This window comes from Paenibacillus sp. UNC499MF, assembly GCF_900107975.1.
In the GTDB taxonomy this organism is placed as follows: Bacteria; Bacillota; Bacilli; order Paenibacillales; family NBRC-103111; genus Paenibacillus_F.
In genome coordinates, this window is sequence record NZ_FNVF01000008.1 from 189523 (window position 1) to 207554 (window position 18032).

The 18032-nt window shown below is 50.1% G+C and carries 21 protein-coding genes; 6 read left to right on the plus strand and 15 right to left on the minus strand.

Translation table 11 applies throughout. From position 1 onward, the window contains the following. The first annotated feature begins 204 nt into the window (after positions 1-204). Positions 205-1179 (plus strand): hypothetical protein, encoded by a 975-nt coding sequence (locus tag C4S74_RS17960; RefSeq protein WP_103996672.1) that lies wholly within the window; start codon positions 205-207, stop codon positions 1177-1179. A gap of 88 nt (positions 1180-1267) precedes the next feature. Here C4S74_RS17960 and C4S74_RS17965 read toward each other — a convergent pair whose 3' ends face one another. The 6 genes from C4S74_RS17965 to C4S74_RS17995 all read right to left on the minus strand — a co-directional run bounded on the left by C4S74_RS17965 (position 1268) and on the right by C4S74_RS17995 (position 6510). Beyond that, a complete protein-coding gene (locus C4S74_RS17965) occupies positions 1268-1693 on the minus strand; it encodes a hypothetical protein (protein WP_103996673.1) in 426 nt (141 codons plus the stop codon). Between the two features lie 90 nt (positions 1694-1783). Next, the gene (locus C4S74_RS17970; RefSeq protein WP_103996674.1) at positions 1784-2434 is read right to left on the minus strand and encodes a hypothetical protein; all 651 of its coding nucleotides are present in this window, start codon (positions 2432-2434) and stop codon (positions 1784-1786) included. A gap of 199 nt (positions 2435-2633) precedes the next feature. Then, complete coding sequence (locus C4S74_RS17975) at positions 2634-3821, minus strand: MFS transporter (RefSeq protein WP_103996675.1); 1188 nt, start codon at positions 3819-3821, stop codon at positions 2634-2636. A 276-nt stretch (positions 3822-4097) separates the two neighbouring features. After that, complete coding sequence (locus C4S74_RS17980; protein WP_103996676.1) at positions 4098-4409, minus strand: helix-turn-helix transcriptional regulator; 312 nt, start codon at positions 4407-4409, stop codon at positions 4098-4100. A gap of 340 nt (positions 4410-4749) precedes the next feature. Beyond that, positions 4750-5169, minus strand: coding sequence for an arsenate reductase (thioredoxin) (arsC, locus tag C4S74_RS17990; protein ID WP_103996677.1), 420 nt, complete (start codon positions 5167-5169; stop codon positions 4750-4752). Between the two features lie 42 nt (positions 5170-5211). Continuing rightward, positions 5212-6510: an arsenic transporter gene (locus tag C4S74_RS17995; protein WP_103996678.1), complete on the minus strand. Its 1299-nt coding sequence runs from the start codon at positions 6508-6510 to the stop codon at positions 5212-5214. A gap of 206 nt (positions 6511-6716) precedes the next feature. Here C4S74_RS17995 and C4S74_RS18000 point away from each other — a divergent pair, with 206 nt between their 5' ends. Continuing rightward, the gene (locus C4S74_RS18000) at positions 6717-7166 is read left to right on the plus strand and encodes a MarR family winged helix-turn-helix transcriptional regulator (protein ID WP_103996679.1); all 450 of its coding nucleotides are present in this window, start codon (positions 6717-6719) and stop codon (positions 7164-7166) included. A gap of 70 nt (positions 7167-7236) precedes the next feature. Continuing rightward, positions 7237-8097 (plus strand): arsenite methyltransferase, encoded by an 861-nt coding sequence (locus C4S74_RS18005; protein WP_103996680.1) that lies wholly within the window; start codon positions 7237-7239, stop codon positions 8095-8097. A 150-nt stretch (positions 8098-8247) separates the two neighbouring features. Here the strand turns inward: C4S74_RS18005 and msrA are convergent, their stop codons facing one another. Together msrA and C4S74_RS18015 are read right to left on the minus strand one after the other, a co-directional pair. Then, positions 8248-8937, minus strand: a complete 690-nt coding sequence (msrA, locus tag C4S74_RS18010) for a peptide-methionine (S)-S-oxide reductase MsrA (protein WP_103996681.1) — start codon at positions 8935-8937, stop codon at positions 8248-8250. Positions 8938-9028: 91 nt separating this feature from the next. Next, positions 9029-9253, minus strand: coding sequence for a DNA-binding protein (locus C4S74_RS18015; protein WP_103996682.1), 225 nt, complete (start codon positions 9251-9253; stop codon positions 9029-9031). A gap of 189 nt (positions 9254-9442) precedes the next feature. Here C4S74_RS18015 and C4S74_RS26645 point away from each other — a divergent pair, with 189 nt between their 5' ends. Next, on the plus strand, positions 9443-9742 hold the full coding sequence (locus C4S74_RS26645; protein WP_181024465.1) for a hypothetical protein: 300 nt from the start codon (positions 9443-9445) through the stop codon (positions 9740-9742). Between the two features lie 54 nt (positions 9743-9796). On the opposite strand, the gene C4S74_RS18025 is transcribed toward C4S74_RS26645, so the two are convergent. Genes C4S74_RS18025 through C4S74_RS18035 form a run of 3 tightly spaced genes read right to left on the minus strand, consistent with a single transcriptional unit; the run spans position 9797 to position 11236 of the window. After that, complete coding sequence (locus tag C4S74_RS18025; protein WP_103996683.1) at positions 9797-10111, minus strand: multidrug efflux SMR transporter; 315 nt, start codon at positions 10109-10111, stop codon at positions 9797-9799. Continuing rightward, complete coding sequence (locus tag C4S74_RS18030) at positions 10111-10473, minus strand: multidrug efflux SMR transporter (protein ID WP_103996684.1); 363 nt, start codon at positions 10471-10473, stop codon at positions 10111-10113. The genes C4S74_RS18025 and C4S74_RS18030 overlap by 1 nt, the downstream gene beginning before the upstream one ends. Further along, positions 10430-11236: a MerR family transcriptional regulator gene (locus C4S74_RS18035; RefSeq protein ID WP_103996685.1), complete on the minus strand. Its 807-nt coding sequence runs from the start codon at positions 11234-11236 to the stop codon at positions 10430-10432. Before C4S74_RS18035 ends, C4S74_RS18030 begins: the two co-directional genes overlap by 44 nt. 293 nt (positions 11237-11529) lie before the next feature. On the opposite strand from C4S74_RS18035, the gene C4S74_RS18040 reads away from it, so the two are divergent. Next, the gene (locus C4S74_RS18040) at positions 11530-11994 is read left to right on the plus strand and encodes a hypothetical protein (protein ID WP_103996686.1); all 465 of its coding nucleotides are present in this window, start codon (positions 11530-11532) and stop codon (positions 11992-11994) included. Between the two features lie 147 nt (positions 11995-12141). On the opposite strand, the gene C4S74_RS18045 is transcribed toward C4S74_RS18040, so the two are convergent. The 3 genes from C4S74_RS18045 to C4S74_RS18055 form a co-directional block, all read right to left on the minus strand. Continuing rightward, positions 12142-13605, minus strand: coding sequence for a M56 family metallopeptidase (locus C4S74_RS18045; RefSeq protein WP_103996687.1), 1464 nt, complete (start codon positions 13603-13605; stop codon positions 12142-12144). Then, positions 13602-13961 carry a BlaI/MecI/CopY family transcriptional regulator gene (locus C4S74_RS18050; protein ID WP_103996688.1) on the minus strand — a complete coding sequence of 120 codons (360 nt, stop codon included), beginning with the start codon at positions 13959-13961 and terminating at the stop codon, positions 13602-13604. Before C4S74_RS18050 ends, C4S74_RS18045 begins: the two co-directional genes overlap by 4 nt. A gap of 150 nt (positions 13962-14111) precedes the next feature. Continuing rightward, positions 14112-14474: a hypothetical protein gene (locus tag C4S74_RS18055; RefSeq protein ID WP_103996689.1), complete on the minus strand. Its 363-nt coding sequence runs from the start codon at positions 14472-14474 to the stop codon at positions 14112-14114. A 174-nt stretch (positions 14475-14648) separates the two neighbouring features. On the opposite strand from C4S74_RS18055, the gene C4S74_RS18060 reads away from it, so the two are divergent. Further along, complete coding sequence (locus tag C4S74_RS18060) at positions 14649-15161, plus strand: hypothetical protein (protein ID WP_258042523.1); 513 nt, start codon at positions 14649-14651, stop codon at positions 15159-15161. Positions 15162-15850: 689 nt separating this feature from the next. Here the strand turns inward: C4S74_RS18060 and C4S74_RS18065 are convergent. Further along, positions 15851-18032 (minus strand): S-layer homology domain-containing protein (locus C4S74_RS18065; RefSeq protein ID WP_103996691.1); only part of this gene is annotated, 2182 nt, incomplete at its 5' end.

An 18032-nucleotide genomic window follows, 5' to 3' on the forward strand; every position in this document is an offset into this window, starting at 1 on the left:
AATGTCGATTACTTTTCTAATTGGATGTGGTACTATAATTTGTAAAAATACTTTATCCCGATAAAGCTTTGAAATGCGCTATTTTTGCAAGCGCTTCGATTAGTTTGAAAGTTGTAAGTTTACTCCGTTAATTACCTATAAAATGAATGGTTGAAAAAATGAACGGCTGGAAATTTTACTTTACCAAGGAGGTGAAATCAGAATATGTATCTTCCAAAATGGAGCGGTTTGTACGTCCATGTCAAATGGTTTACCGAGGATCATGTCTGGAACCCTCAACCTATGGCGAAGGTCATTACGCCCGCTTTCCTGCTGTGGCTGGGCGTTACGGTAGCCGCTCTTCTCGTTTGCGTCCTCTTCAGCCAATCGCTGGAACGGATCGGACTGGTGCGCCGCGTTCATCAGTTTTTGAATGGAATAAAGCGCTACCATTTGCTTATTCTGCGCGTCGGCGTCGGCCTGGGCCTGCTGATGCAGCTTTTTACGGGCACGTATCTCGCGCCGGCTTTCGTGTCGGACCATGTCTGGGTATACGCGGTGCTGATTGTGGCCATCGCGGGACTTTTCCACCGCAGGCTGCTGGTCGTGAGCGGGATCGCACTTGGCGTCCTGTACGGGTACGCCCTCGTTACGTACGGTCTCTTTCACGGGCTTGATTATTTTTTCTACGCAGGCGTTATTTATTACCTGCTCGTCTCCGAGAGCCGCTGGAAGCAATCGGCTACCCCCATTCTCTACCTGTGCACGGGCCTGTCTCTTGCCTGGCTTTCCATGGAAAAAATGACCCTGGCCAAGCTGGCCTGCTCGCTTATGCACGAGTACGGGCTTCCTACGCTCGGCTTCACGGTTGAAGATTTCGTGCTTATCAGCGCATTTATCGAAATGGGGCTCGCCTGGGCTTTTATTATGGGAATTATGAACCGTTTTACCGCTCTACTGCTGACCGGCGTTTTTCTCATGACGACCACCTTTTTCGGATTCAAAGAAATCGTGGGTCATACCATTATGCATACGATTCTTATCTTGTTCATTATCGAAGGGAGCGGTGCCGCCAAGACGCTATACCAGTTCCACCGTACCGCCTACATGCGCTGCCTGTTCGTTGCCGTTAACTTCTGCATCGTCGTGTTTGGCTTGATGGGCATTTATATCTGGCTGGGACAATTTAATCCACTTTAATTTACGAAAGAAGGAAACTAATAGACACTTTTCTGTACACAAAAAGGACGCAGGCTGATCTTCGGAACAGCCCCGTCCTCTTTTACATTTACATTCCCCGGCTCTTTACATAATCGCGGTAACCCCAGAAAGCTTCCTCCCGCCCTCCTTCGCCTTCCAGCAAAATCATAACGGCATACGAGAACATGTCGAGCCACTCTTCGAGTGTCTCCGTCTGCTCTGCCGAGATCAGTCCGTTCCGCTGGAGCATACCGTCCGACTGCAGAGACCAGGCCCTCGCAAGCTGGGAGATCCCCCAGAGGCACGCCATGATTTCCCGGTCCACCTCACCGCGTTCCAGCTCGTCCGCAAGCACTTCGACAATTTCCATAAGCTCATGAAAATTACGTTCGTCCAGCTCGCCGCCGAATGGCCGGAGCATCCCCAGGAACCCGCCGCGCATCTTCTCCGACTCTATATTGTCATGAGCGAAAGCGTGACATTTCAGCAGCTCTTTCGCTTCTTCTTTGGTCATCGCACAAATCCGCTCCCCTTCATGGTGAAGACAGAACGGCTGTCTCGCCGTTTGCCTTCCGTTCATCGCCCGCCGCCAAGACGTATCCTGTTACCGGCCCCGGTCGGCACGCAGCCCCAGACTTTCCAGCTCCGCCAAGGCATCTATCGCGCTCCGCTGCGGATTTAGCGCCGCTATAAGCTCTTCCGTAACGGCCTCACCCGCGAATAACCCGCGTACCGCTTCAAGATCGACCGGTTTCTCGTAGTAGGACACGGCCCACTCCGCATGTTCTTCCGGTGTATTCTCCAGATAGCCGAGCAGGAAATCGGCCCCGTCGTCCAGCCCTTCGGCCTCTTGAAGATCTCCGGTCTTCCACACCGGATCTCCGGACTGCCGCCAGATACAGAACGTGACGTCCTCCCGTTCGAACAGGTCGTTGTCCAAATAGGCGAGCAGTCCGGCCGGTGCCGTCTCATACATGCCCGGCCATACGCCATACTCGTCCCGGGCATGCGGGCTGAGCGGAGACATGTGGTCGAAGCCCTTGAGGATGACTCCCTCGGCCGCAAAAACCACATACACGTCATCGCCCGCCCCGTTTCCGATGATCCCCAGTGCGGCGCCCGCCTTCCATTCCGGTATGTACCGGTACACCCTCAGCCATTCTTCCTCGCTCATGATCACATCCAATGCGGCCATATGGAGCAGCTGCCTCTTCAGTTCGGCCGGCTCTGCCAGCGGACGCTCCCAGTTTTTCATTCGTTTCTCCCCCTGTCGGCAAGATTTATCGGACTCTTCGCGGAAGCTTTTTCTATCCCGGCGCTACTTTTCGTTCGGTAAGGATCATCTTTATCGTATAAAAATTTTCCTGCCCGTACAAGTCGACAGAGGTTTCATCTGATTTCAGCGTACTTGCCGGCTCAACGCCGCATTCTAGACATTTCACGCTTGACGAGAGTTATTCGGCAGCAGCCCGCCGTCCCGCCGGGTCCGTCTGAGAGCGGAAAGCGTTCCTTTTTACGACAATCAGCACAAACGCCAGTCCCGCAAACAAAACTCCGCTCCAGACAAGCTGATGAACGCCCAGCCGGGAAATAAACCAGCCGCCGGCCGCGCTTCCAATCGTAATCCCCAGATTCGAAAACGATACGAAAAGACTGTTGCCGAACTCGGGAGCTTCCCCCGATTCATCCATCAGCCATGTCTGGCTGATAATGAGGCCGCCTGAGTGCACAATTCCCCACAAGACAATCATTCCGAGCATCGGTATCAAGTACGGTCCCATCCAATAGTTCAGCAAATAAATGACGATGTACAGGAGCGGAAACAGCATAACCGTCTTTGTTACGCTCTTCTGGAGCATCACGCCGAACAAAAAATTACCCGCAATCATAACGAGACCGAACACCATCAGCAACGCGCTGATCAATGAACCGGACATCCGGGTCACTTGGCCCAAATATTCGGCAAAATAGCTGTATACCGAGAACATGGCCGCAAACAAGCACATAACGGCGCCAATATTGAGCCACAAGCCCGGTTTCCGCAAAATGCCGAGCTGTTTGCCGTAAGACATTCTTTCCCCGACCGGCATGGAAGGCAGCCAGAAAAGAATACCCAGAAAAGCGGCCGCGTTCACAAGAGCCCCAAACAGAAATGCCGTTTCCAGCGAAAATTGTTCCGCCAGATAAGAAGTAAGGGGCACGCCGAAAGCGAACCCGACCGTAATGCCGGCAAACACTTTCGTCACCGCCGCGCCGCTCTTCTCCGGGGGAACGAGCTTGGCTGCCGTCACCAGCGCTACGGAGAAAAACACCGGGTGAAAGAACGCCGGGAGGATGCGGAACAGCATCATCACCCCGTAGCTGTCCGTGATCATGTAAACGACATTCGAGATCGTGAAGACAAGTACGGAAAGCAGCAAGATCCGTTTGCGGTTCATTCCCGAAGCAAGCAGCGTCAGAAACGGACCCGACACGGCCACCACGAGGGCAAACAAGCTGACCAGCAGGCCGGACTGCGAGGCCGTCACTCCGAATTTTTCCGTAATCCGGGGCAGCACCCCGACCACACCTATCTCTGTCGTAATAATGCCGAAGACGCCCAAGGCGAGAATCACAATGAGCAGCGGGTTTCTCTGTTTCATGCAGCAAGCACTCCTGTCTGACACGTATTTTGAATCTATGTGAAATGAGATAATCGCGGGACGGAGATTATCCGTTCGTATTGGATCTAAGTGGCTCTAATGCAGCCCGATCGGCCTAAGCCGGTCATATATGCGGTTCGTCCAGACCAAGTAGAATGTCCGCTCTTTACCGTTAGAGTAGTTCCCTTGAAATTATTCTCATGAAAATGAATCGGCAATTTAATCTATTTATCTAAATATATAGATATATTAAGCCAAAAAAAATGCCCTCCTCTCCTACAATTCATTCCGGATATAATCGGCAAACTCCCGGATTGTTTTCTCATTGCGTCTGTAGAACGTCCACTTGCCCACCCGTTCCGATTCGACTAAACCGGCCTTCTGCATGGTGGCTAAATAGCTGGAAATCACCGACTGCGCAAGCCCCGACTTCCCCTGGATATCCGCTACGCAGACGCCGGTTTTGAATTCGATGCCATGCCGGAGGTACGGTGCCGGATCGAAATGTTCGGCAGGATCTTTCAGCCAGTCGAGAATTTGCCGCCTTGTTTCGTTGGCCAATGCTTTATAGATCAATAAAGGTTCCATGCTCCTATTATATCTATATTTATAGATTTGTAAACCCGGTATTCCGCCAATCGCCCGCCATCCTCTATGACTAAAATTAGTTGTTCGCTTGCAGTAACTCGCCCGGAGAATCTTCATCCTCTCCCATACCCTTGGCGCCAAACACCTGCTGATCTCACCATCACGGCGGGCTATACTTAGAAAAAGCCGGCTTCTAAAATTATCGAACACCATGAAAACATTTGGAGCGGCAGGTTTGCTTCGCTACAGCCTATGAAGAGCATCGCTTTTGGGCCTCCCGCAAAAGGCAAAAAACCGCCGGCAGATCAGCTTCCAAGCCGGTCCGCTTCGGCGGTTTCATTTATTCGCCTGTGGCGGCAAAACGTCGAATGCGCTCCCCGATTTCATCGCGCACCCGCCGGAAAACAGCCCGCTTCTCCGCCTCCGTGCCCTGCGCCTTGGCAGGATCGTCGAAGCCCCAGTGCTCGCGCCGGACATGCGGCGGCGTCACGGGACAGCGGTCGGCGGCATCTCCGCACAGGGTGACGACAAGATCGGCCCGGTCAAGCAGCGACGGATCGATTTTGTCCGACGTCTGGCCCGAAATGTCTAATCCTGCTTCCTTCATCGCTTCCACCGCACCCGGATTAAGCCCGTGTGCCTCAATGCCCGCGCTGTGTACGTTCCAGTCCTCGCCAAGCAGTTCCTTGGCCCAGCCCTCCGCCATCTGACTCCGGCAGGAATTCCCCGTGCATAAGAAATAGATCGTTTTCTTTGGCATGCTTGTGCCTCCCATGTCGTTTCATTCAACTTCCGCCTGCATTCAAGCCACTATCCTTAGCCAGAAGTACAGCCCCAACAGCGTAATAAACAGGGTAGGAACGGTAAGAAGAATACCCGTTTTAAAATAAGTGCCCCAAGAGATCTTCACCCCTTTGGAATTAAGGACATGAAGCCAGAGCAGCGTGGCCAGCGAACCGATCGGAGTAATTTTGGGCCCCAGATCAGAGCCGATCACATTCGCGTAGATCAAGGCTTCTTTCGTGACACCTGCCGCATGAGTCGCATCAATGGCGAGAGCGTCAATCATAACGGTCGGCAGATTGTTCATGAGCGAAGAAATCAGCGCGGCAAGAAAGCCCATCCCCATCGTCGCCGCAAATATCCCCCGGTCGGCCGCAGCCTGAATAACACCGGCCAGCAGATCGGTTAAGCCCGCATTGCGCAGCCCGTATACAACGACGTACATCCCTATGGAGAAAAAAACGATCGCCCACGGGGCGCCTTTCACCACTTCCCGCACCGGAACCGCGGCGCTTCTGCGCGCCATAAGCAGGAAGAAGACGGCAATAATTCCGGCAATGACCGACACCGGTATGCTCAGAAACTCGCTGACGAAATACCCCGCCAGCAGAACTCCAAGCACCACCCACGACAGCCGGAACATGGCGGGATCTTTAAGCGCGTCCGCCGGTCTTCTCACCTGCTCCGCGTCAAAATGCCGGGGAATGCTTTTCCGGAAGAAAAGATACAACACCAGAATGCTGGCAGCCAGCGAAAATAAATTCGGCACTATCATCCGCCCGGCATATTCCATGAAACTGATACCGAAATAGTCGGCCGAAACGATATTCACCAGATTGCTGACGACCAGCGGAAGCGACGTCGTGTCCGCGATAAATCCGCCCGCAATAATGAACGGGAACACCTTCTTCTCGTCGAAGCGCAGCGCCCGTACCATCGCCAGCACAATCGGCGTTAATATTAGCGCGGCCCCGTCATTGGCGAAGAAAGCCGAGACGAAGGCCCCCAGCACCGACACGTAAATAAACATGCGGAGACCGCTGCCCTTGGCTGCTTTTGCCATATGAAGCGCCGCCCACTCAAAAAAGCCGATCCGGTCCAAAATCAGCGAGATCAGGATAATGGCCACGAATGTCAGGGTTGCGTTCCAGACGATGTCCGTAACATCCCGCACATCCTGCAGGGTGACCACGCCCACAAGAAGGGCCGCAGCCGCTCCGCCGCACGCCGACCAGCCGATAGACAAGTTTCGGGGCTGCCAAATAATCAGTGTCAAAGTAATGATAAAAATAAGACTCGCCCAAACTACCGTACTCACTGCTTCAACCTCCATTTTAACGCTGCGATCATTGCTGTAATTTATTTTTTGCTATAAAAGCGTTGTAGTCCGGGATATTTTAAAACAATAAGGAACCGACATTATTATATAACCATATATTTATATATACAACCTCTATTTCGTATGAGGGATATACTTGCATTTTGCAATTATATGCTGTATAAAAGATGCAGGAGGTGATATCTATGCAGGATGAACGGGAGCTTTTCCAAGTGATGACCCGGCGTTTCGGGCTGCTTAACAAGAACTGCTGTACAGTGGGCGGATGCGATATATCTCTTGTCCAAAGTCACATTCTTTATGAAATCGACCGCCTGCACAAGCCTTCCATGCAGCAGGTAGCGGAGACGCTCGGAACCGATATTACAACCTTCAGCCGGCAGGTGCAGTCTCTGGTCAAAATGAAGCTTATTCAGAAAACGCCCGATCCTGTCGACCGGCGTATCCACACGCTTTCCTTGACCACGGAAGGAAAATTCGTCGCAACCGCGATCGATACTCAGATGAACGATTATCTCGAAGAAGTTTTTTCTTATATGAGTGATTTTGAGAAGGAAACGCTGATCCGCTCCATAAAGCTGTTCAACGACGCGATGGGGAAATCCAGCCGCTGCTGTGCCCCGGTTTCGGGGTAAGCTTTTCCGATTAATACTTGCATTTTGCAAGTATATTAGCGGCCTATTTATAGTTTAAGGAGTGATTATGATGACAAAAGCAAACCGCGATCACGATCTCATTCGTCACAATGTACGCAGCAAATACAAAGAAGTAGCCGTAAAATCCATCCCGCTGAGCTCCTGCTGCTCTACGGGTACACCACCTGCGGAAAGCCAAGCAGAAAACCAGACGGAAAGCTGCTGCGCTACTCCCGCCGATTTCGATGCCATTTCGGCTAAGCTGGGCTATTCCGGCGAGGAGCTGAGTGCCGTGCCCGAAGGTGCCAATCTGGGCCTCGGATGCGGAAATCCCCAAGCCATAGCGGCACTGAAGCCCGGCGAAACCGTGCTGGATTTGGGCAGCGGCGGGGGATTCGACTGCTTCCTGGCCTCCCGGCAGGTAGGTGCGGCCGGCCGTGTCATCGGAGTCGACATGACTCCCGAGATGGTTACCCGCGCGCGCCGCAACGCGGAGAAGGGCAATTTCTCCAACACCAGCTTCCGGCTCGGAGAAATTGAGCATCTGCCCGTCGGCGACAGCGCGGTCGATGTGATTATCTCCAACTGTGTCATCAACCTCTCGCCGGATAAACAGCAGGTGTTCCGCGAAGCTTTCCGCGTCCTTAAACCTGGAGGCAGACTCGCCGTTTCCGATATCGTTACCACCGCCGAGCTTCCGGAGGAGATCAGAAACGACATAAACGATCTTCACTCCGGCTGTATTTCCGGCGCTTCTTCTATTGAGGATGTGGAGCGTCTGCTGCAAAACAGCGGCTTTACCGGCATTTCTATCGAACCGAAAGACCAGTCCAAAGCTTTTATTAAAGACTGGGTTCCCGGGGCTGCGATAGACCGGTACATTGTCTCGGCGGTTATCCAGGCCGTCAAGCCTTCAGGCGCTGACAACTGATGACAAAAGGAACTCTTGGCAGCGTCTCTCCATGCGGCGGACGTTGCCAAGTAGCATACGTTCCCCGCAACCCGATGGCATCGTACTCAGGTGCCCCTGCTGCGCCCGGGAACTCTGCAATCTCGGTATTGGCCTTCGCGGGCTGACTGACTACCACCGGATCTGCCGGATCAGATCGAGTACCTTCTGCCGTGCCGCGGGCTCCATCGGCCACTCCTTGATCTCTCCGGCAACCCGTTCCAGGCTCGTGTAGCCTTTGGCCAGTCCGTTCAGCCGCGCCGCCAATGTCGAATTCACCAGCTCGCGGTGAGAAGGATACAACTTGCCGAGCTTGTAGACGGCATCGGGAAATCTTTTCAAATAATATTTCTGATGCCGCTCTTCAGCCGGATAAAAAACCGGGCAGGGAGCCACTTCCGTCTCCGTCTCCGTCTCCGTCTTCGTACTCCCCTGCTTCTTGCGCCTGGAGATCACCGCCTGTACGGCCTCCTGCTGCTCCCCGTTATGACACAAAATCAAGGACATATACTGCCGCCCTTTGTATCCGTTAATATTTACGGGATTATGGTGATCCCAGAACACGTCCAGAACATCCTCAAACGTAATCACCGCCGGGTCAAACTCCAGCTCTACCGTCTCCGAATGGTCCCCCATATCGCGGTATGTCGGCTGTTCCGCAGTTCCGCCCGCATAACCAGTCTTGGTGCGGATGACACCGGGCAGATGGCCGAACAAGGCGTCGGGGCTCCAAAAACAACCCATGCCGAGAGTTGCCTTTTGCAGTTTTTCCTCCGGCACAATAAGCTCTGCCGTTTCGTTTCGCATATGGCGGTCGTTCATTCCATCCTTCCTCCTTCTTAAGGACCTGCCTGTCCAGTCTATTGTTCCCCTTGAACAGGCGCATCAATAAAAAAACACCTATCCAGGTGTTTTATCGTTCTAACAGTTCGTCTATTTCTTTTTTCAATAAAAGATACCTGTGAACGCTTCTCATAATCGGCACCTTGGTCAGTGCGTTTTTATCTACGAAGATTTTCATCTGATCTTTGGACAGACCCAGTAAATTTCCCGCTTCCGTAACCGTCAAAACAACTTCGTTACTCGTCGCATTGAACGTCTTTTTCACCTTTTGATTCCAATCCTGGAATGCTTGCATAAGACGGCAACCTTCCTAATCTTAGCCAGTACATTTCTTGACCGATTCTTTAAGTATACCACAAGAAGGGAGGTTTACCTAAGCTCACCGGAATTTGGAACAGTCGCCTCTAGTTAAGCACCGCTTATGACAGAAACCCATATAATACCAAGGTCAAATACCTACACCATTAGATTGGAGGCGGAACATATGAGTTTTCACGGAGGGTTTGGACCCGGTGGTTTTGGGCATGGAGGGTTTGGGCACGGAGGATTTGGAAGTCCTTTCGGATTTGGAGGCTTTGGAACCCCCTTCTTTAATCCTTTCTTTACTCCCTTTTTTAATCCTTTTTTTAATCCCTTCTTTAACCCTTTCTTTTTCCGCGAAAATAATCAAGGAACAGCAGCCCCGTATTTCCCCGGACAATCCACCATATCCTACACAGGAGCTTCTCACTACACATACCCCGGGCAGCAAACGGCACCTCAATTTTACAACGATCAGCTATGATCGGTTTGGGGAGATAACACAAAAGGAGCTGCCGCCCGCAGCTCCTCTAATTATTTATCCCGCCAACTTTAAACCGCCGACGGAAAATATAATGCCCAGAATACAGCCGATCCGCATCCAGCCTCTCGGTTCCTTGAAAAATAACATCCCCACAACTGACGCTCCGACCGTTCCGATTCCCGTCCATACCGCGTAAGCCGTTGCCAACGGGATCGTTTCCATTGCCCGGATCAGCAGCTGGAAGCTGACGATAAATCCCCCGATAAGGATCACATTGTTCGTGATATTGTTTTTTTGGGCGACTCGTTTGATCCCGATCACCCCGATCACTTCCAGCAGTCCCGCCGAGATAAGCAGCAGCCAATCCATCACGTTTCACTTCCTTTACCCGACAATTTCAAACCGACGATAAAAGCCAGCAGCAGCAGAATGAAAACAATCCGTAACAAGCTGACTTCGCCCCCGGACATAATCATTTCCACAACCGTAGTCCCCAGCGTTCCCATCCCCGCAAACACGGCATATACCGTCCCTACCGGTAAAACCTTGGTCGCTTTAATGATTAGCTCGAAGCTTGTCAGCAAGGCGATAAGAACGGCAATGCCAGGAATAGTATCGTATTTGAATCCGCTCGCCCACACAATCTCAAGCACGCCTCCCAGGATCACATAGAGCCAGGCCCTTCCCTCACTCATCCGTACTTCCGGTTTGGCTACTGATTTGGCTTCCATTTCCCCCCACCTCCTCCAAATGTTCTAAATACCAGTCGACAATCCGGTCGATATGATCCATCACGTCGGCGTCCATGCCGTACACCTTCGCTTCTTCGCCCTTTTCGGGACGGATTAAGGTCCAGTATTTCTCGATGAGCTCCTCATCCCGCTGAAACCAATCCATCGAAATTTCTACGATCCGAGCCGCAAGCTCTTGAGAAACCGCTGAAGACGGAGGCTCATGCAGATGCTCCTTGACCTCCCGGATCAATTTGGCCCACGCCATATTCCGCGGATCGTCTGCGCTGAGGTCCGGCAAATTTTTAATGATCGTGATCTCTTTTTCCGTAAAATTTTGAGCCAGGAACGTTTCCCTGCCTTCGGACGGAACGCTTAGAGACCGGATAAAAAGAAAAATGTCTTCCGATTCGACGTCCCCCTTCATCTCGAACGCGTGCCGCGTAATTTGGAGAAGCTTCTCCATCTCATCCAGCCGTCTTCTCTCTTCCGCAATGGCAGTCAGCTCAAAATCCAGATAAGCCTTCCAGTCGATTTCGCCGGATTCCTTCCCGGAAGACAGCATCTTTTTGATCGCGGCCAGCGTAAACCCCAATTCCTTCAACGCCGCTATATGCCGGAGCAGCTTAATCTCTCTCCCGGAATAATACCGGTAGCCCGAATCCGCCACCTTGGCCGGTTTCAGCAGCCCGATCTCATCGTAATATCTCAGTGTTCTTATGGATATGTTCGTCTTCTCGGCCAATTGCCCGATACTATACACGGCGCCCCCTCCTTACACCCATAATTATACAGTCCCCAGTATAGGAGAGAGTCAAGAAAGAGTTTAAATAAAGGAAACAAACATACCCAAAAGAAAATTTCACCTGCCGACAAACCAATCTCGGACATTTAGTCCAAACTTAATGTTTGATTATGTTAATAAATGATAAGGAAGGTTTAAACATATACGATTTTAACAACCAATATATGAAGATAACATTCCGGCTAATGCCTTCACACCAAGACGCAGCAATAACTGAGCCAAACAAGAAATAAGAGGATGTGGATTGGGGAATGTCGAAAAAAGTTGTCATTTCAGGACTTATTTTGCTTATCGCAGCTTTAACCACTTGGTGGTTTGGATGGGGCAAAGCTAATAGCTATCACCGACCGCTGCATGCCGAGGAATTGAGTACAATAAAGGTTTATCGTAATGCCGATGTATATCAATTAGATCCGAGTCAATTCCAACACGTTGTAGACCTCTTTAACAAGGCTCATTTTGAAAAAGACAACGATGAGGGCCTTAGTACGACTCTGGATGCCGGTATGATTTTTAAATATAAAAATGGAAAGTACGGCGGGGCTCGGGAATACGGAAAAACATTATCGATCATTCGTGACGATCACGTCAATTGGCTCAATCGCGATCACTATGAAGGTAACAAAACCAGATACTTCGCCACTTCTCCAGAACTCTTGGACTTCATTTATAAAGAAGTCGAGAAGCGCAAACAGACCAATGATCAGCCGGATTAGACGTTTTTAACCTTAAAAAAGAGCAGAAAAGAAGGTCCGTCCTTCTTTCTGCTCTTTTGTATATAATCAGAAACATTTGTCCCAAATTGTATCGACCTCTATTCAACTCCCAAACCAACGTCGACACCCCACCTAGGCACATGACTACTAAACCGTACTCCCGGTTTCACCGAATTTCAATCGTTCCAAACGATCGATTAGCTGCCTCAGGCTTGTTTGGTCTTTGCCATAAGACCTGACATCTTCTCCAAGCCGTTGATCGGCCTGTTCTCTTGTGAGCGTAAAACTATACGCCGAGTCATCGTTACGTCCCATGTCATCGGCAATCGAGTACGTTATCCGATCGACGTTATCAATCAGGCTCAGCAGCAGGACGGCATTGCGGTAAAAAGCTTCGCCGCCGATCACCTCGTTTTTTACCACTTCCGTAGAGTCGTTCATTTCATAATAAATAGTCAGTCCGTAAGGCTGGGCCTTCGTTTGAAGTTCAATCCCTCTGCCTTCCAAACCGCCCGGCTTGGGCATTCCCCCGATAAGCCCGCCTACCTTTATGTGGTTGCCGACATAGAGTGTTTTGTTCCCCATAAGCATGTCCATATCATATCCGGAATAGAGCGGCTGCGAGGATAGCTGGGACGATTGTGACAAAGGCTTGGGATTAGTTGAACATCCTAGTACAAGGGCCGCAATAACAAGCACGGAAACCGCGGCCATCCGGGAGGAGGGCTGACGGTAGGCGAGAATATTTTTAATCCTGGCCTTAATATTCCCCTCTCCGAAGGCAAGCGGACTACCGGTCTTCAGCCCGCTCCCCCTTACCGCAAGCGAAAGCAGGGTTGTGGAGTAGCTTCCTTTAATCCGGTCGCCCATCTTTTGCACCACACTCTCGTCGCAGGACATTTCCATATCCTTGCTCATAAGCGAATAAGACAGCCACATAAGAGGGTTAAACCAATGGACCGTCAGAATGACGAACGCCAGAGGTTTTAGCCAATAATCCCGTCTCTGGATATGGGTCTCTTCATGCAGTAAAATGTACGGCAGCTCATGCTCGCTAAGACCGGTCGGAATGTATATTCTCGGTTTCAGAAAACCGCAGACAAACGGTGTCGTGATTCGGTCCGTTTCGAAAATATTTCCTTTTACGAGAGTCGCCGTTCGGATTCTGGATCTTAATTTCACGTAAGAAAAAGCACTATAAAAGAGGAGTACGAAGGCCCCCGTTATCCAGATTATGCTTCCGACCCACAGGATGGTCTGCATAAGATCGACGCTTGACGCTGGTGCGGCAGCCGGAAAAGCCGAGTTGATAAAATGACTGATTCCGCTTATACCGGCGTCCATCATAGGATTTTTGTGCATGGCCATGTCCTGCGGAATAAATTCCAGGTAGCCCGTGCCCGCTTTGCCTTGAGGTTGTATCGGCTGTAACAGGCTTAAACTTGAAGTGAAGCTGACAGGGATGAGCAGTCTTACGGCTACGGCCGACCAAAGGATGTAGGAGAATATTTTGGGAGCCCGTTTTAAGAGCAATCTCGTGATCATAACCGCAAGTGCGACATAGCTGGCCGTAATGCTCATATTAAGGACCGCAAGAAACAGGCTCGTCATCGGGTCGCCTCCTCAATAATCCGCTTCAGCTCCTCAGCCTCCTTCTCCGACAATTTCTTTTCGCCCAGAAAAGCAGTTAAAAACTGCGGCAGAGATCCGTCAAAAGCTTTATCGACTACCGTCCGGCTTTCGTATTTCTGCGCGTCGGTTTTCTTAACGATGGCGGTCACCGTCGCTTCCTCGTTCTTGAGGATTCCCCGTTCGCAAAGCTTTCTTAATACGGTATACGTCGTGGACTTCTTCCAGCCAAGCTTTGTCTGGCTTAGCTTTACAAGATCGGTAGAATTGATCGGTTCATGATCCCAAACCAGACATGCGAATTTATATTCGGCATCGAATAGCTTATACGGTTCCATAGGAACGCCTCCTCACAGGTTTATTTAGATAAACCTCATTGCAATAAGTTTATTGCAGTAAACCTTCGTTGTCAAGAAGCGGAACCGCAAAAAAAAGCCCCGGCGTTTAAGCCGGGACTTTCGTATGTACAGGACGGCTCCCGCCTCTCCTCATAATGAGAAATCGGTCACGCCCTTCTTGTAAGCATACTTCAGAGTGTATGTTTCTCCGTTCTCATAAGGCATGGCAGCAATTTTAATTCGGGTATAATCCAGCCTGTGTTCTTTTAAAACCTTTTTGATCAAGGCAACACCGCGTGCTTCATCATTAACAACGCAAAATATGTTAAGCGCATACGCAGTCGGGTCGGAAACACATTTCCCCATATCGAAACCGTCCACATGGCCAAGCCCGGCATCAGATAAAAAAATCTCCAGGTACTCCGTCACTTTGTCCTTTAACCAATGATCCCGCTGGCTCCCTTTTGCGCTTTTGAGGGGAAACTGCACGACCAGCCAACTTTTTTCATTCATCTAAGTCACCGCCTAAACGCTAAGTTATTTATTCCTATCTTTTATTTACAAAAAAGGGTGAATTGCATAAAATGATGATGATAATTTCATGTCACGCGTTAACTTTACCACTCCACTACCCTTCTTGGAACAGATTGGTGGTCATTCTTTCTTTTAACGGGGAGCCATATGCAAATGGAAGAACTTGATCGGCTTTTTAAAAAATCCAAATTACCGTTCAGGTATTTATTGGAAGATGCGGAGAAAATACTTAGGGACAAATATAACATAATCGAGATCGATAAAGAAATAGTTGCCGATTTGAAAAAAGATCCCTTTGTTAACTATGACAACATTATCAAGTGTTATGGGATAAATGATAGTGAAATTCTTTCCGCCCTCTTTAATGATAACGAACGGAGTATGCACGCCGAGATGCGGCATTGTAATGCTAATGAGCCCATACCAAATTCAGAGATTACGGAATCTCAACTGCTCTGGAGAGATATTCAAGAAGGCAATTCCCTCCGACTAGTACTGGAGAGTGCAGATAAGGAGTATATTTCGTCGTTTACTTTACAAGGTTTAAGCGGAAAAATGTTAGATGAATTAATCATACTTAAGGGTATTCCACCAGAACAAGGTCATATAGGGAATCCCGCGTATGAATTTTATTTAAACGTTTTGCGCAGAAATGATTTAATTTAAATCGGTTCAGCTCTATTTGACAAAAAGCATCGTTTAAAAATCCAAAAGGAGATTCTTTGACGGTGCTTTTTGGTGTTTAAAATAGAAGTCCTTCCACCTCAGCAGCAACTGGATCGCCAGTTGTCGCTATTCCTCATTGCAGGAATGGTAGAAAATCGCACACCTGTAGGTCAGGTTCTGCTTTCGCTGCTACCTCAAATTGAACCCGTGTTCCATGTTGCATGGCCTTCCATACAACGGCCACCTTAGCGGTAGATTGAAACCCCGTGCTCCTCCACTACCGCCCCATCCAAGCAGATTGAGCCCTTGAGGTTTTCCTCCCGGACTCCTGCGGAACAGCAAAAAGGGCCCCAGCCTCTCGGCTAGAGCCTTTCTGCTGTGTATGGAGGCGCGCCGTGGCTTGATAAATCCACAATTCGCCGCCGCGTGATGCTCAGGATGGTTGGGGAGGCAGCTTTTCCTAAATCCCCCAAAGTGCCACTCGATAATGTTGACTGCTCAGATCCGTATTGCCGGATCTGGGCGTTGCGCTTGCTTCGTTGAAGCAACCATTACTGACTCCCGCGCAGCGCGCCTTTGACTGCAAAATAGTAGGATTCTATCGTTCGCCTGCCCCGTTACGCTGTAAGTTATCCTCCTAACCATAGCAACCTCAGCCGTTTCATAAACGTTTACCGTCGTTTCCCGTCTTAAATCAAGCCGGATTTTTGCAAAAGTCCCTGAATAATTTTTGCAACCTCAGCTCTGGTCATGTAATCTTTCGGCGCAAGCTCATTGCCGCTTCTTCCGGATACAATGCCAGCCTGTACACTCTCCGCAACGCTGCTCAGCGCCCACGTGGATACAGCTGCCGTATCTCCATAGGAACGAAGTACGGCATCAGCCGATTGAACAGAAAGACCGTCTTTCAGTCTAGTGATCGCCATCGCTTTGGAGAGGACCACCATTGCCTGTTCCCGCGTAATCTTATCCAGCGGACGGAAAGTGCCGTCTTCAAAACCACCGATCAATTGATACGCATAAGCAGTGTTGACAACGCTGCTGTACCAATCTGTCGATTTTACATCCGAGAATGGGGTTGCTCCATTCTCCGCTTTCAGTCCCAAACCGCGAACAATGATGGCTGCAAACTCGGCACGAGTAATATCGCGATCGGGACTGAACATACCGTTGCCCGTACCGTCGATGATCATCCGTGATCCCATATCGCCCACTACTTGTTTTGCCCAATGATTCGCCACATCTCCAAATTCAAGCGGATGCCAAACAAGAGAATACGTGCTATTCGTCAAGCTGTTGATTTGGGCGTAATATTTGCCGCCAATCACGACAATCTTGGTCGGTACATGACGAACGGTTCCGTCTGCTTCAACAACGACCCCTGTAGTAATCTTACCGGGATCAACACCATCCGGAATCGCAAGGGTTCGTTTGACATAGGCATTGAATTTCGATACTTCAATAGTCTTATCTCCGTAGATGCCTTTCACCGTAAAGTTTAACGGCGGTACGACAAGCGTGAACGTTCCCTTGGCTGCCGCGTTTTCAACAACTTTCACCACATCGGTCGTTGGTTCGGAGATTTCGATTTCTACCTGGATGTCTTGTAAGGCTGCCGGCTTACCGACTTGTTCGGATAGGGTGTCAATATTGATTTGCTGCGCTGGAATCGTATAGGTCGCACGATCGGTTTTGATCTCAAGAACAGCTTGCTTGTCTTCCATGTTTTTCACCATCTGACCGTTCAGTGAGCCCACGGCCACATGGGACTTGTTGTTTACAAGAATCGCCACCACAGCATGTTGACCTTCCGCCGCGAGCTTGTCCTCCAGCTTTTTCTGATCCACAAACACGGTTGTAACGGTTTGACCGTTTCGTTGGGTTCTCGTAACGGTTCCCGCATTCTCCGCTTTACCGTTGACAAGTATATCCGCGTCCGTATTCGTTTTCTCCGGTACCGTTGGAGTACTAGGCACGGATGGCGTATCGATAGGGTCCGTGCCGCCACTTGATGGCGTTTTCGGAATGACCGCATTCGAATCAGCGGAAGCTGTACTTTTTCCTATACTATTGATCGCTTTCACCGTAAACGTATAGCTCGTTCCATTCGTCAAACCCCTAATAACAATCGGACTGGCCGCCCCCGTTACGACTACTTTCCCTGATGAAGCTGTTACTTCATAACCCGTAATCGGACTTCCTCCGTTGTCAGTTGGAGCCGTAAAGGTAACGGTAGCTTCTCCGTTTCCAGCCACTGCCGAAACATTTGTTGGTGCTGCCGGAACAGTTGCAGGAGTAGCTTTTGCCTGATTCGATTCCCCGCTCAAGCCTCCCGAGTTACCTGCTTTCACCGTAAAGAAATAGGTCGTGCCGTTTAGCAAGTTTTGTACATTGTAGGTAGCGGAAGTGACGGTAACAACTGAAGCGTTACTCAACTGACTTGGATCCGTCGCCATATAAATATTGTAATATGTCGCTCCCGTTACCGTATTCCAATTTAGTGTAACCTCACGGTCTCCTCCGGAAGCCACAAGGTTTTGTGGATTCGGGAGAGCGTCAGGCAGGTTCACAGTCTGCGTCACTGTAAACGTCACATCCGTCATATGGGTTGCCGATAACGTTAACGTTGCGGTATATGTCCCGGCCGTCAAACCGTCTTTCGCTTTAACCGTAAAGCTTGACGTTGTCGCTCCGTTCATTAACGTTGCACTCGGTTGCGTAATCACAAAATCGCTGGCATGGGTTCCGCTAACCGTAGCCTGCAGATTCGACAATTCGCTCGTGCCGGTATTTGTTACATCGATGGTTTTTGTCTCTTGGGTACCCGGAGCGTAACCTTGAGTAAGTGAAGCTAACGTTTGATCCGCAATA